This is a genomic window from Nocardiopsis sp. CA-288880, from assembly GCF_050955985.1.
In the GTDB taxonomy this organism is placed as follows: Bacteria; Actinomycetota; Actinomycetes; order Streptosporangiales; family Streptosporangiaceae; genus Nocardiopsis; species Nocardiopsis tropica.
Genome location: NZ_CP192105.1, coordinates 845,538 through 857,545 on the forward strand (window position 1 = coordinate 845,538; position 12,008 = coordinate 857,545).

Sequence of the window (12,008 nt, forward strand, 5' to 3'; positions counted from 1 at the left end):
CTGTGCATGCGTCCGGGCCGCCGGACGGGTCGCGCGCCCGCGCCGACGGGACCGCGACCGGGCCCTGCCCGGGGGCGACCGGGCGCGGCCCCGAGCGTCTATTTCCGGCCGGAGCCGTCCCTGCCGGACCCGGACCCTGTGCCGGTGGCGGGCGCCGCGCTCCGGCCGCCCCCGCCCCTGCCGGACCCGGACCCGGGCCCTGTGCCGCCGGCGGGCGCCGCGCTCCGGCCGCCCCCGCCCCCGCCCCCGCTCCCCGGTCCGGCTCCCTTGTCGACGGTGGTGCTGCCGGGGCCGAAGTTCATGCCGTCGGCGTTCTGCGTCCCGAACACCTGGTTGCCGTAGTTGTTGTTGACGTTGTTGATGATGCGGCGCACCTGTTCGGTGTCGTAGCCCGCCTCCCGCAGCACGTCCCGGACGCAGATGAGCACCTTCTCCGGGACGGTCCGGGTGACGCGTTCGACGTCGTGGGCCTGGAACTCCTGGTCCAGGTCGGGAGAGGCCGAGCGGTGCCTGACACCCATCCGGGGGGAGTAGTCGAAGAACTCCCCGTGTGCCCGGGCCCAGGTGTACAGCCTCGTGTTCTCCGCTGCGGCACGGCGGGACCCGACCCAGGCCAACGCCTCCGCGGGGTTGGTCCTGAGGTCGTCCAGGACCCCGGTGAACGCAGCCCAGAACAGCCGCGCCGCCTCCGCGGGGCCGGAGCCGAACGGCAGGGGGCCCGTCGGAACCCGGTGGGCGGAGGAGACCGGTGGCATTACCAGGGTCTCGCCCTCGATGTTGAGCAGTCCGCCCTGGACGGTCAGCCGGACGAAGAAGGTCACCACCACCTGGCTCTCCCACATGCTGACCCCGATCTCCACGAAGTGGCGGGCGCGCTCGTGGAAGGCGTCGACGAATTCGCCGACCCATTCCTCGCGCAGCCGCCACCTCCGCTGGTCGATCAGCACCGGCGCCAACAGGGTGATGTCGTCCTGGCGCTTCCCCGACAGGAACACGCAGTCGGCCACCTCCACCTCGCGGCGGGTGCTCGTCCCCATGCCCTCGGTGCCGGTGAGCTGGGGGATCTCGGTGCGCAGGCGGTCGTAGAGCCGTTCGATCAGCGCCGAACCGGCCACCGCCGGGACGGCCCCGTCCGTTTCCGGGGCCGCTTCGGACTCGTCCTCCGTGTCCCGCCCCCACGACCCGTCCCGCTCCCTCCGCTCGGGGAAGAGCTTGAGGATCACGGGCCAGGAGGCATAGGGCTCGCCGACGCCGACGAACGGCGTGAGGTCGCTGTAGAAGGCCACCGGCACGGTGCCCACGCCGCTGTCCCGCCGAGGATGCGCTGCCCTCAGCCGGATCGCGTGGAGCGCGGCGTTGGTCCGTTTCCGTACCCAGAAGCCGATGCAGGCCGTGGTGCCCAGCAGGATCAGAAGAGCCGCCCAGGTGGGGATGACGGCTCCGAGACCGCCCGGGGCGGAGGCCCCCGAAGCGCCCATGCCGGAAGCGTTCAGGCCCAGCGGGTACGCGATCTCGCCCATGAGGAGGGCCGGTGCGACGACGCCCACGACAAGCAGGACGGCCGTCACGCTGATCAGCACGCCCAGGCACCCCCCGCGTCCCCTCGAGGCATCCTCGCCCTTACGGCGACGGCGACGGCGCCGCGCCAGGGCGACCAGCACCCCGACCAGGACGAGCGCCGTGAGGGAGGCGAGCACGTTGAAGAGGAGGAGAACCGCGACGGCCCCCAGGAACAAGGCTCCTGCCAGTGCCCGGACGTCACGCGCCCTGCGGCACTCCTCGGTGACGCGCACCGCGTCCAGCCCGGGTTCCCGGGGCACGGCGCGGTAGGGGTTCTCCACCCGCTCGCGCAGGACGTCGGCACGGAAGGCCGGATCCTGCCAGGCCGCGCAGCTCAGCCGCGCGGTGGAGTCGTACTCGGGGGCGCCCGCCGCGTGCTCGACGCTCCACACGGCGGGGGCCGCGGCGAAGGGGGCGGCCGGGGCCGCTGTCGGAGGAGGGGGGAGGCGGTCGGCGGGCCGCCTGCTCTGCTCGGGGACGTGCTCGGTCACGGTGGTCTCCTTCTGACCCCGGGCGCCGGTCATCGGTGTCCGGTCTCGGACGGATGGGGGATGTGGTGCTGCCGGGGCAGGGGGGAGCGCGGGGGTCGGGGCCGCCCAGCCGGTGCTCAGACGTCGTGAGCGGGAGCGCCGGGGACCCCGGCGGACTCCCACGCGGTGTCGAAGATCCGCAGCGCGAAGTCGTACAGGGCCCCTGACCGGTGGGCGACCACGCAGGGGGAGTGCCGCCCGTGCGCGTCGCCCTGGTACAGCGTGAGGAAGACGAGGTTGTCGGTGGCGATGACACGGTAGAGGTTCGGGAGGTCGTAGAAGCGGATTTCCGTGTTCTTCCGGTCCCGGGTGGCCTCGGACAGGTAGTGGAAGTTGGCCAGCACCTGCTCGGTGAGCAGGCCGCGGCCGAAACCGGGGTCGAGGGAGATGAGCTCCTCCTCCCTCCGCTCCAGCCAGGAGCCCCCGCCCCCGGGGGCACGGCCCGGGGCGCTTCCGGCCCGGCTCCCGTCCGGGAGCCCCGCCGGACCCTCCCCCTCCGCCTCCGGGGAGGCGGTGGGGGAGGGCCGGTCGGAGCCCGGGTCGGGCAGGAGCACCCGGACGAAGTCCGGCGGCCGTCCTCCGCCGTTCCACAGCGGCGCGAAGCCGTCCCGGGTGAGTTCGTTCCCCCGCCCGACCATGACGCGGAGCCAGCGCGCCCGGCCGATCTCGCCGGACAGCTCGGCCCTCGCGTCGTCCTGGTGCCGGTGGACCCGCAGCACCCCGAGCCCGCTCAGGCGGGCGACCGCTGCCAGGAGCCACCAGCGCAGACGCCGGGACAGCAGGCCCCCGAGCCCGACGGTGACGGCCGTGGCGGCCAGCGAACTGGTGACCCCGAGCATGAATTCCGTCAACGTGGGCTCCTCGTGGGGGCTGCCGGACCGGCCCGACTCGGCAGGAGACTTTCTAGTCACATTGACCATAACGGGAGATCTGTTTCAGGTCAAGGGGACCTTTAGTAGATTGGCCGGATGACGCACAGCGCTCCACCAGCGGTTCCCCGGTTCCCCGTCTCGGTGACGGTCGACCTCGTCATCTTCACGGTCCGGGACGACGCCCTCCACGTGCTCCTCGTCGAGCGGGGCAAGGAGCCCTTCCTCGGCGGCAGCGCCCTGCCCGGCGGCTACGTCCGGCCCGACGAGGGGCTGGACGAGGCCGCGCTCCGCGAACTGCGGGAGGAGACCGGCCTGGACGGCGGACGGCTCCACCTGGAGCAGCTGCGGTCCTACGGCGCCCCCGGCCGCGATCCGAGGGGGCGCGTCATCACCGTCGCCTACCTGGCCCTGGGGCCGGACCTCCCCGCTCCCGTGGCGGGGACCGACGCCGCCCGCGCCTTCTGGGCCCCGGTGGGGGAGGCCCTGCGCGCGGACTCCGGCCTCTCCTTCGACCACGGGGCGATCCTGGCCGACGCGGTCGAGCGGGCCCGCTCCAAGCTGGAGTACACCACGGTGGCCACGAGCTTCTGCCGGGAGCCCTTCACGGTCAGCGACCTGCGGCACGTCTACGAGGTGATCTGGGGGATCGCGCTGGACCCCAGCAACTTCCGCCGCAAGGTCACCAGGACGGCGGGCTTCCTCGAACCCACCGGGGAGCGCCGGACCTCGGAGACCGGCCGCCCGGCCGCCCTGTACCGGTTCGGAGGGGCCGCCGTGATGTCCCCGCCGCTCCTGCGCTCCGGCGACATCGCGGGCCGGGGCGCCGGGGGCGGATCCGGCCGCGGATGAGGCGCACGGCGCGCCGCGCGACACCCGCGGCAGGGGGAGCGGCCCCCGGCGCCCCCGGAGCGGGCGGGACGGGGGTCCGGGCCCCGACGCGCCGGGGCCCGCCCGGGCCCGGGGTGGAACGGGAAACGGACACCGTGGTTGGCTACGGACATGTTCGCTATCACCGCAGCACGCATCTCACCCGAGGACCCGCTCTCCGGCCTGGAGGCGGGTGAACGCCCCGACCCCGAGCCCCGCGAGGGGTGGACCGTGGTCGACGTCAGGGCCGCCGCCCTCAACCACCACGACCTGTGGAGCCTGCGGGGCACGGCGCTCAGCGAGAAGCACCTGCCGATGGTCCTGGGCACCGACGCGGCCGGCACCGACGAGGACGGCAACGAGGTCATCGTGCACGGCGTCGTCGGCGACCCCGCGGCGGGCGGCGGCGACGAGACCCTCGACCCGCGCCGGTCGCTGTTCTCGGAGGTCTACGACGGCTGCCTCGCGGAGAAGATCGCCGTCCCGAGGCGCAACCTGGTGCCCAAGCCGCCGGAGCTGAGCTTCGAGGAGGCCGCCTGCCTGCCCACCGCGTGGCTCACCGCCTACAGCATGCTCTTCGGCAAGGCCGACCTCCGGCCCGGTTCGGCGGTGCTCGTGCAGGGCGCGGGCGGCGGGGTGTCGGCGGCCCTCATCCGGCTGGCGTCCCACGTGGGGCACCGCGTCTACGCCACCAGCAGGAGCGAGGCTAAGCGGGAGCGGGCGCTCGCCCTGGGCGCCCACGCGGCGCTGCCCACGGGCGAGCGGCTGCCGGAGAGGGTCGACGCCGTCTTCGACTCGGTCGGCAAGGCCACCTGGGGCCATTCCCTGCGCTCCCTCAAGCCGGGCGGCGCGGTCATCACCTGCGGCGCCACCAGCGGTGACGCCCCCTCCGCCGAACTCAACCGCGTGTTCTTCCTCCAGCTGCGGGTCATCGGCTCCACCATGGGGACCCGGGAGGAACTGGACGCCCTGGCGAGGATGTGCGCCCGCACCGGCGTGCGCCCCGAGATCGACCGGGTGCTGCCCCTGGAGCGGGCCCGGGAGGGGTTCCGGGCGATGCTCGACGGGGACCACTTCGGCAAGATCGTCTTCACGGTCTGACCCGCGTCCGCCGGCTCCGCCCGGGACGGCGCGTGCCGCGGCCGTCCCGGGGGCCGCGCCCCGGAGTCCCGTCCGGCGGGACCCTCCGCCGGACGGCCCGCCCGACCGGTCCCGGGGCCCGGCGAGGGGTTTCCGAGTCGAGGACAGAGGATGACCGCCTCTCCCCGTAGCTTCGTCCCGAAGACGCCGGGCGCGGCCCGGCCGAGGACGGGGGCACACCATGCTGCGCGGAATGAGCACCATCAGCCTGTGGGCGGACGACGTCGCCGAGGCCGTCGACTGGTACACGGAGGTCCTGGGCGCCGAACCGTACTTCGAGCGCCCGGGGCAGGGGCTGCCGCCCGCCTACGTCGAGTTCCGGATCGGCGACCACCAGCACGAACTGGGCATCATCGACCGCAGGTACGCCCCGGCCCCGGCGAGGCCGGGCCCGGGCGGCGCGGTGGTGTTCTGGCACGTGGACGACGTGGAGGGGGCCGTCGGGCGCCTGCTCGGCCTGGGCGCGACCGAGTACGAGCCGATCACGGAACGGGGCCCGGGTTTCGTCACCGCGTCGGTGGTCGACCCGTTCGGCAACGTGCTGGGGGTCATGTACAACTCCCACTACCTGGAGATGCTCGACGCGCGCCGAACCCCGGGCCCGTGACGGCGGGGGCACGGTGCGCCTCGCGCGCCCGCGCCCAGAACGACCGGCACGGCCGACGGGACCCCTGACGCCGCGTGCGCCCCGCGCGCCCGGAACGCCGGAGGGCCGGGACGCCCGCGGCGTCCCGGCCCTCACGAGAGCGGTCGGGGGCGGACGGCGCGTCCGCCGCCCCCGACCCGCCCGCTACTCGTCGTCCTCGTCCTCGTCGCGGCGGCGCTTCTTCTTGCCGTCCCGGCCCGGGCGCAGCAGCGCCTCGGCCAGGGCGAGCACCGTCTCCTCCAGGGAGGAGAACCGCTTGGTGATGTCGTCGTGCGAGTTCTCGACCGCCTCGGTGACGGTCTCCTCCAGCTCGTGGCGGTCCGGGCGCTGCTTGAGCTCGCGCAGCACCGGGGCCACCGCCGAGGTGACGTGCTCGTCGATCTCGTCCAGCTTGCCGGAGTGGTCCAGCTGCGGACGGTCCACCAGGTCGGTCAGGCGGCGGTGCAGCTCGCTGACCTCCATGGTCTGCGGAAGCTGGTTGAGCCGCTGGTTGAGCGCCTCCAGCCGGTCGTCGATGGCCTCCATGCGGCCGTCCACGCCCTCGAAGTGCCCGCTGACGCCCTCGAACTGGCCCTCGACGCCGTTGATCCGGCCGTCCACGCCGTCCAGGCGGCCGTTGACACCGTCCATCCGGCCGTCGATGCGGTCGATCTTGCCCTCGACGGACTCGAAGCTTCCCTCGAAGTGCCCCTCGAAGGTGTCGAAGCGGTCGGTGAGGCGGCCCAGCTCGTGGTCCACCTTGCCGGTGATCTGCGAGAGGTGGTTGTCGACCTTGCCGGTCAGCGCCTCGCGCTGCCGCTCCAGGCGCTCGTCCAGCGCGCCGCGGTGGGCCTCGACCTGCTCGGTGAGCGCCTCGGCCAGCGTCCGGTGCCGCTCCTCGGACTCCGTGGAGAGCCTGTCGCCGGACTCCCGGACGGACTCGCGCAGCTCCGCGAAGCCCGCGGTGACCCGCTCGGAGTCCTCGGAGATCCGGGCGCCCAGGGCGTCGGCGCGCTCGGCCAGGGCCTCGCGCAGCCGCTCCGACGCGGACTCGGCGTGCTCCCGGGTCTCGGTACGGCCCAGCTCCATCTCCTCGCCGAGCTCGGCCAGGCGCTGGCGCAGGTGGGTGCGCAGCTCGGTGAGCGACGACTCGTGGTTCTCCCGCAGCTTGGCGAGCGATCCCGTGACGTCGGCGACGGCGGCGGTCGCCTCGGCGTGGTTCTCCTCGGCCTGCGTGCTGAGGTAGCCGACGCTCTCCGCGACCTTGGCGGCCAGGGCCTCGTGCTTGCCGGTGAGGGCCTCGTGGCGCTCGCCGGACGCGGTCGCCAGGGCGGTGAGCTCCCCGGCCAGGGCGGTGGTGCGCTCGCCCAGCTCGCCGGTGTTCTCCTGGAGGCGGGCCAGCAGGGCCTCGTGCTGCTGCGCGGTGCGCTCCTCCAGAGCGGTGCGGAGCTCGGCGGTGCGCTCCTCCAGGGCGGTGCGCAGTTCGGCCGTCCGCTCCCCGCCCTCGGTGCGCAGCTCGGCGGCGCGCTCCTCGACGGAGGCCCGGAGGTCGCCGGCGCGCTCCTCCACGAGGGCCCGCAGCTCGCCGGAGACCTCTTCGACCTTGGCGGTGACGGTCTCGCCCAGGCCGGCGCCCGCGGCGGTGAGGGCCTCGCGGCTCTCGGCGACGACGCCCGCCAGGCTCTCGCGCCCGGCCTCGACGGCGCCGGTGATCTCGGTCCGCCCGGCGGCCAGCGCCTCGGCCAGCTCGGTGCGCCCCTCGGCGAGGGAGTCGGAGAGCTCGGTGCGGCTCTCGGCCAGAGCGGTGACGACGGCCCCGTGCCGCTCGCCGGAGACCTCGGAGAGGGCGGACAGCGACGCCTCGACGGCGTCGGCCTTGGCGGTGAGCGCGGCGAGGGCGGTGTCGAGGGAGTCCAGACGGGCGCCCACGGTCTCGCTCAGCCCGTTCAGGCGCTCACCGAGCTCGGTGACCTGGTCGGCCGTCCGGTCGCCGGTCTCGGCCATCCGCTGGAGGCGGGTGAGCACGGTGTCCAGGTGTCCGGCGATGCGCTGGGTGTCGGCCCGCAGGGAGGGCATGTCCGACAGCGGCTTGACCTGCTGGCCGACGACCTCGATGTGCTCGGCGAGGGTCTCGGCCCATTCCGGCGGGCGGGCGAGGAAGTCGTCGATGCGCCCGTTGACCGTGGTGACGGACTCGGCGAGGGAGGTGAGCTCGCGCTCGCGCAGTTCGCGGAGCAGCCACTCCATCCCCTCGAGGCGCTGGCGCATCTCCTCGCTGACGGCGCCCTGCGACTTCTGCTCGGAGACGTGCTCCTGGGCGGCCTGGGAGAGCAGGTCACGCATCCGGTCGGAGACACCGGACTGACCTCCCCCGTTGAGGAAGTTGTGATTGGTCTGTTCCACCGAGGTGCTCCTTTGGTTCTGGCGCTCCCGTACCCATGCGGGGGAGTGGACGGTTCCGGACGGGTCGGGTTCTCGATGGTCCCCGGGCGGGCGGCGCTCCCGCGGCGGTTACCGCCCCATCGTGACTGGAGTGTGACTGTCCGTATATGTACGGCGCAAGGCCCGAGATCCGACCGCATCGCGGGGCGGGCCGCTCACACGAGTCTTCCGGGTGAATCCATGAGAAGGGAAGGACTGCAGCGGTCGTCAGTTTAACGACCTGGGTCCCTGCGCCCCCAGGGGACGGCGGAAGATCTGGGTGAGAGAGGTAACGATCTGGGGTCCCCGCCCCCGCCGCCGGGCGCACCGGGGGCCCGGGCGCCCACGGGCCGCCGACGGGGGGTCACACCGGGGAGGGGGCCCCGACCTCGCGGCACAGCAGGCAGAAGGGCCGGTCGCCGATCCTGGTGAGGACCACGGTCACCGACTCCGGGCCCGACGCCCGCAGATCACGGCGCAGCTTCTCCGTGTCCACGGCCGATCCGCGTTTCTTGATCGTTACCGTCCCGGCGTCCAGCGCCCGCACCGCAAACCTCAGGCGCTTCAAGGAGAACGGCAGCATCTCCACCACCTCCAGCACCCGCCACAGCGGCGACACGGCCGCCGTGTCCGCGGTGAAGTAGGCGATCCGCTCGTCCAGCAGCGCGCCGTCCACCCGCGCCGCCGCCTCCGCCACCAGGTGCGACCGCACCACGGCCGGGTCCGGGTCGTACAGGTAGCGCCGGGCCGGGGCCACGGGCGCCGGCCCCGCCCCGGGGTCGGCGTCCAGGTGCGCGGCCGCCCCCTCCCGGGCCAGCAGGCCCTCGCGCTCGTGCAGGACCGTGGCGCGCCGCCGGGCCCCCGCGTCCTCCGCCAGGGCGCCGAACCACAGGGCCGTCTCCTTGAGCTCCCCGTCCACCGAGATCCACTCGGCGGAGGCGTCCTCGGGCAGCGCCTCGTGCGGGATGCCCGGAGCCGCCTTCAGGCAGGCGGCCTCCGCGGCCCCGGCCAGCCCCGTCGCCACGTCCCACGGGGGGGAGTAGGCGGCCGGGTCGAACACCCGGCCGCGCCCGCCGCGCCTGGCCGGGTCGCAGAACAGCAGCGGGTAGCGGCCGGCCGCCGACGCGCCGACCTCGCCCTCGCGGACCCGCGCCAGGTCCGACAGTCCGAGGGCCCCGATGTTGGCGCGGGCGACCGCCACCGTCAGCGGGTCGGAGTCCACGCCCTCCACGGCGACGCCGCGCCCGGCCAGCGCCAGCAGGTCCGCGCCGATCCCGCAGCACAGGTCGCCCGCGAAGCCGCCCGCCGCCCCCGCGACCGCGGCGGTCCGTCCCGCCCGGTACTCGGCCACGACGCGCCGGGTGGACTGCTCCAGGCCGTTGGGCGTGAAGAACATCCGCCCCGCCGCGTCGCCGAACTTGGCCCGGCCGCGCTCGCGGAGGGAGACCTGGGTCAGGAGCGCGTTGACCAGATCCGAGACGGGCAGATCAGGGTCCAGGGCCGCCACGCGCGGGTCGGACCGCAGCAGGGACGCCGTGCCGAGCTGGTCCCGGACCGCGCTCCCCGGATCGACGCCCGCCAGCACCTCCCGGCCCGCGTCGGAGAGCAGCGCCTCGAAGGCGGGCACGCGCATGGGGTTCACCTCGGACATCGAAGGGCGGTCTGCGTCGGCGGACCCGGACGCCCCGCGCGTCGTGGGGCCGCCGCGGCGCGGGGCCGGATGTCCGGCTCCTCACGGAAGTCCCCGACCGGGGGTCACGGTCGCATTTCCATTCTGGCACTCTCAGGGGTAGAGTGCTAATCGCGACGACGCCGGTCTGGCACCCGCGACGACAGGCCGCCTCTGTCGCCCCTTTTTCGCAGTCGGTCCGCGTGCCAGCGCGGACCGGAGCCAGTACACCGAAACCTTGAAGGGGGAGGTCACACCGTGTCGACCGCCACCAAGACCGTGCTGAAGCCGCTCGAGGACCGCGTCGTGGTCAGGACGCTGGAGGCCGAGCAGACCACCGCTTCCGGTCTGGTCATCCCGGACACCGCCAAGGAGAAGCCCCAGGAGGGCGAGATCCTCGCCGTGGGCCCCGGCCGTTGGGACGACGAGGGCGACAAGCGCATCCCGCTGGACGTGAAGGTCGGCGACGTCGTCCTCTACAGCAAGTACGGCGGCACCGAGGTCAAGTACGACGGCCAGGAGTACCTGGTCCTCTCCGCCCGCGACCTGCTCGCGGTCGTCGAGAAGTAGGTCTCGACGGGGCCCGGTCCACCGGGCTCGGAGCCAGGCATCCCGCACCGGTCGGCATAACGCCGGGCGGGGCGGGATGCTCGTTTTATACGAGCCTCAAGAGGAAGCACCCACATGCCGAAGATCCTGGAGTTCGAGGACGACGCCCGCCGCGCCCTCGAGCGGGGCGTCGACCGCCTCGCCAACGCCGTCAAGGTGACGCTCGGTCCGCGCGGCCGCAACGTCGTCATCGACAAGAAGTTCGGCGCCCCCACCATCACGAACGACGGCGTGACCGTCGCCCGTGAGATCGAGCTGGACGACCCGTACGAGAACCTGGGCGCCCAGCTGGTCAAGGAGGTCGCCACCAAGACCAACGACGCCGCCGGTGACGGCACCACCACCGCGACCGTCCTGGCCCAGGCCCTGGTCCGCGAGGGTCTGCGCAGCGTCACCTCCGGCGCCTCCCCGCTCGCCCTCAAGAGGGGCATCGACGCCGCGGCCGCCCGCGTCTCCGAGATCCTCCTGGAGCGCGCCCGCCCCGTCGAGGAGCGCGAGGACATCGCCTACGTGGCGACCAACTCCGCCCAGGACGCCCAGATCGGCGACCTGATCGCCGAGGCGTTCGACAAGGTCGGCAAGGACGGCGTCATCACGGTGGAGGAGGCCCCCACCTTCGGGATGGACCTCGACTTCACCGAGGGGCTCCAGTTCGACAAGGGCTACGTCTCGCCCTACTTCGTCACCGACGGCGACCGCCAGGAGGCGGTGCTGGAGGACGCCCTCATCCTCATCAACCAGGGGAAGATCAGCAGCCTCAACGAGCTGCTGCCCCTGCTGGAGAAGGTCGTCCAGAGCAAGAAGCCGCTCCTGATCATCGCCGAGGACATCGACGGCGACGCGCTGGGCGCCCTGGTGCTCAACAAGATCCGGGGCACGCTCAACGTCGCCGCCGTCAAGGCGCCCGGCTTCGGCGAGCGCCGCAAGGCCATGCTCCAGGACATCGCCGTCCTCACCGGCGGCCAGGTCATCGCCGAGGAGGTCGGCCTGACCCTGGAGAACGCCGAACTCGACGCGCTGGGCAGCGCCCGCCGCACCGTCATCACGAAGGACGCGACCACCATCGTGGACGGTGCGGGCGAGCAGTCCGAGATCGACGACCGCGTGCGCCAGATCCGCAAGGAGATCGAGGCGAGCGACTCCGACTGGGACCGCGAGAAGCTCCAGGAGCGCCTGGCCAAGCTCGCGGGCGGCGTGTCCGTCCTGCGCGTCGGCGCCGCCACCGAGGTGGAGCTCAAGGAGAAGAAGCACCGCCTGGAGGACGCCATCTCGGCGACCCGCGCGGCCATCGAGGAGGGCATCGTCGCCGGCGGCGGGGCCTCCCTGGTGCACGCGGCGTCCGCCCTGGACGACCTCGGGCTGACCGGCGACGAGGCCACCGGTGTGGCGATCGTGCGCCGCGCCCTGGTCGAGCCCGCCCGGTGGATCGCGGAGAACGCGGGCGCCGAGGGCTACGTCGTGACCCACCGGATCTCCGAGCTGGAGGTCGGCCACGGTTACAACGCCGCCAAGGGCACCTACGGCGACCTGACCGCCCAGGGCATCCTGGACCCGGTCAAGGTCTCCCGCTCCGCCGTCCAGAACGCCGCGTCCATCGCGGGCATGCTCCTGACCACCGAGGTCCTGGTGGCGGACAAGCCCGAGGAGGAGGCGGACGACCACGGCCACGGCCACGGTCACTGACCCCACGCCCCGGACCCGGTGACGGGTCGGGT

The 12,008-nt window shown here is 73.7% G+C and carries 9 protein-coding genes; 5 read left to right on the top strand and 4 right to left on the bottom strand.

The features are described 5' to 3' along the window. Nucleotides 1-98: 98 nt before the first annotated feature. Together ACQPYD_RS03835 and ACQPYD_RS03840 are read right to left on the bottom strand one after the other, a co-directional pair. Nucleotides 99-2,051 (bottom strand): hypothetical protein, encoded by a 1,953-nt coding sequence (locus ACQPYD_RS03835; protein ID WP_433699800.1) that lies wholly within the window; start codon nt 2,049-2,051, stop codon nt 99-101. Nucleotides 2,052-2,167: 116 nt separating this feature from the next. Further along, nucleotides 2,168-2,941, bottom strand: a complete 774-nt coding sequence (locus ACQPYD_RS03840; protein WP_433699801.1) for a hypothetical protein — start codon at nt 2,939-2,941, stop codon at nt 2,168-2,170. Between the two features lie 117 nt (nt 2,942-3,058). On the opposite strand from ACQPYD_RS03840, the gene ACQPYD_RS03845 reads away from it, so the two are divergent. The 3 genes from ACQPYD_RS03845 (at nt 3,059) to ACQPYD_RS03855 (ending at nt 5,576) form a co-directional block, all read left to right on the top strand. Beyond that, nucleotides 3,059-3,811: an NUDIX hydrolase gene (locus ACQPYD_RS03845; protein WP_433699802.1), complete on the top strand. Its 753-nt coding sequence runs from the start codon at nt 3,059-3,061 to the stop codon at nt 3,809-3,811. 150 nt (nt 3,812-3,961) lie between these two features. Next, nucleotides 3,962-4,930: a zinc-binding dehydrogenase gene (locus ACQPYD_RS03850; RefSeq protein ID WP_433699803.1), complete on the top strand. Its 969-nt coding sequence runs from the start codon at nt 3,962-3,964 to the stop codon at nt 4,928-4,930. A gap of 232 nt (nt 4,931-5,162) precedes the next feature. Then, nucleotides 5,163-5,576: a VOC family protein gene (locus tag ACQPYD_RS03855; RefSeq protein ID WP_433699804.1), complete on the top strand. Its 414-nt coding sequence runs from the start codon at nt 5,163-5,165 to the stop codon at nt 5,574-5,576. Between the two features lie 183 nt (nt 5,577-5,759). On the opposite strand, the gene ACQPYD_RS03860 is transcribed toward ACQPYD_RS03855, so the two are convergent. After that, a complete protein-coding gene (locus ACQPYD_RS03860; protein WP_433699805.1) occupies nt 5,760-7,997 on the bottom strand; it encodes a hypothetical protein in 2,238 nt (745 codons plus the stop codon). Between the two features lie 382 nt (nt 7,998-8,379). After that, on the bottom strand, nt 8,380-9,648 hold the full coding sequence (locus tag ACQPYD_RS03865) for a THUMP-like domain-containing protein (protein WP_433699806.1): 1,269 nt from the start codon (nt 9,646-9,648) through the stop codon (nt 8,380-8,382). A gap of 294 nt (nt 9,649-9,942) precedes the next feature. Here ACQPYD_RS03865 and groES point away from each other — a divergent pair, with 294 nt between their 5' ends. Both groES and groL read left to right on the top strand, forming a co-directional pair. Beyond that, nucleotides 9,943-10,254 (top strand): co-chaperone GroES, encoded by a 312-nt coding sequence (groES, locus tag ACQPYD_RS03870; protein WP_267948087.1) that lies wholly within the window; start codon nt 9,943-9,945, stop codon nt 10,252-10,254. A 114-nt stretch (nt 10,255-10,368) separates the two neighbouring features. Next, a complete protein-coding gene (groL, locus tag ACQPYD_RS03875) occupies nt 10,369-11,976 on the top strand; it encodes a chaperonin GroEL (protein WP_267948088.1) in 1,608 nt (535 codons plus the stop codon). Nucleotides 11,977-12,008: the final 32 nt, after the last annotated feature.

Coding starts and splice junctions, on each gene's coding strand:
- ACQPYD_RS03845 (WP_433699802.1), top strand. CDS start 3,059: ATGACGCACAGCGCTCCACCAGCGGTTCCCCGGTTCCCCGTCTCGGTG.
- ACQPYD_RS03865 (WP_433699806.1), bottom strand. CDS start 9,648: ATGCGCGTGCCCGCCTTCGAGGCGCTGCTCTCCGACGCGGGCCGGGAG.
- groL (WP_267948088.1), top strand. CDS start 10,369: ATGCCGAAGATCCTGGAGTTCGAGGACGACGCCCGCCGCGCCCTCGAG.
- ACQPYD_RS03850 (WP_433699803.1), top strand. CDS start 3,962: ATGTTCGCTATCACCGCAGCACGCATCTCACCCGAGGACCCGCTCTCC.
- ACQPYD_RS03855 (WP_433699804.1), top strand. CDS start 5,163: ATGAGCACCATCAGCCTGTGGGCGGACGACGTCGCCGAGGCCGTCGAC.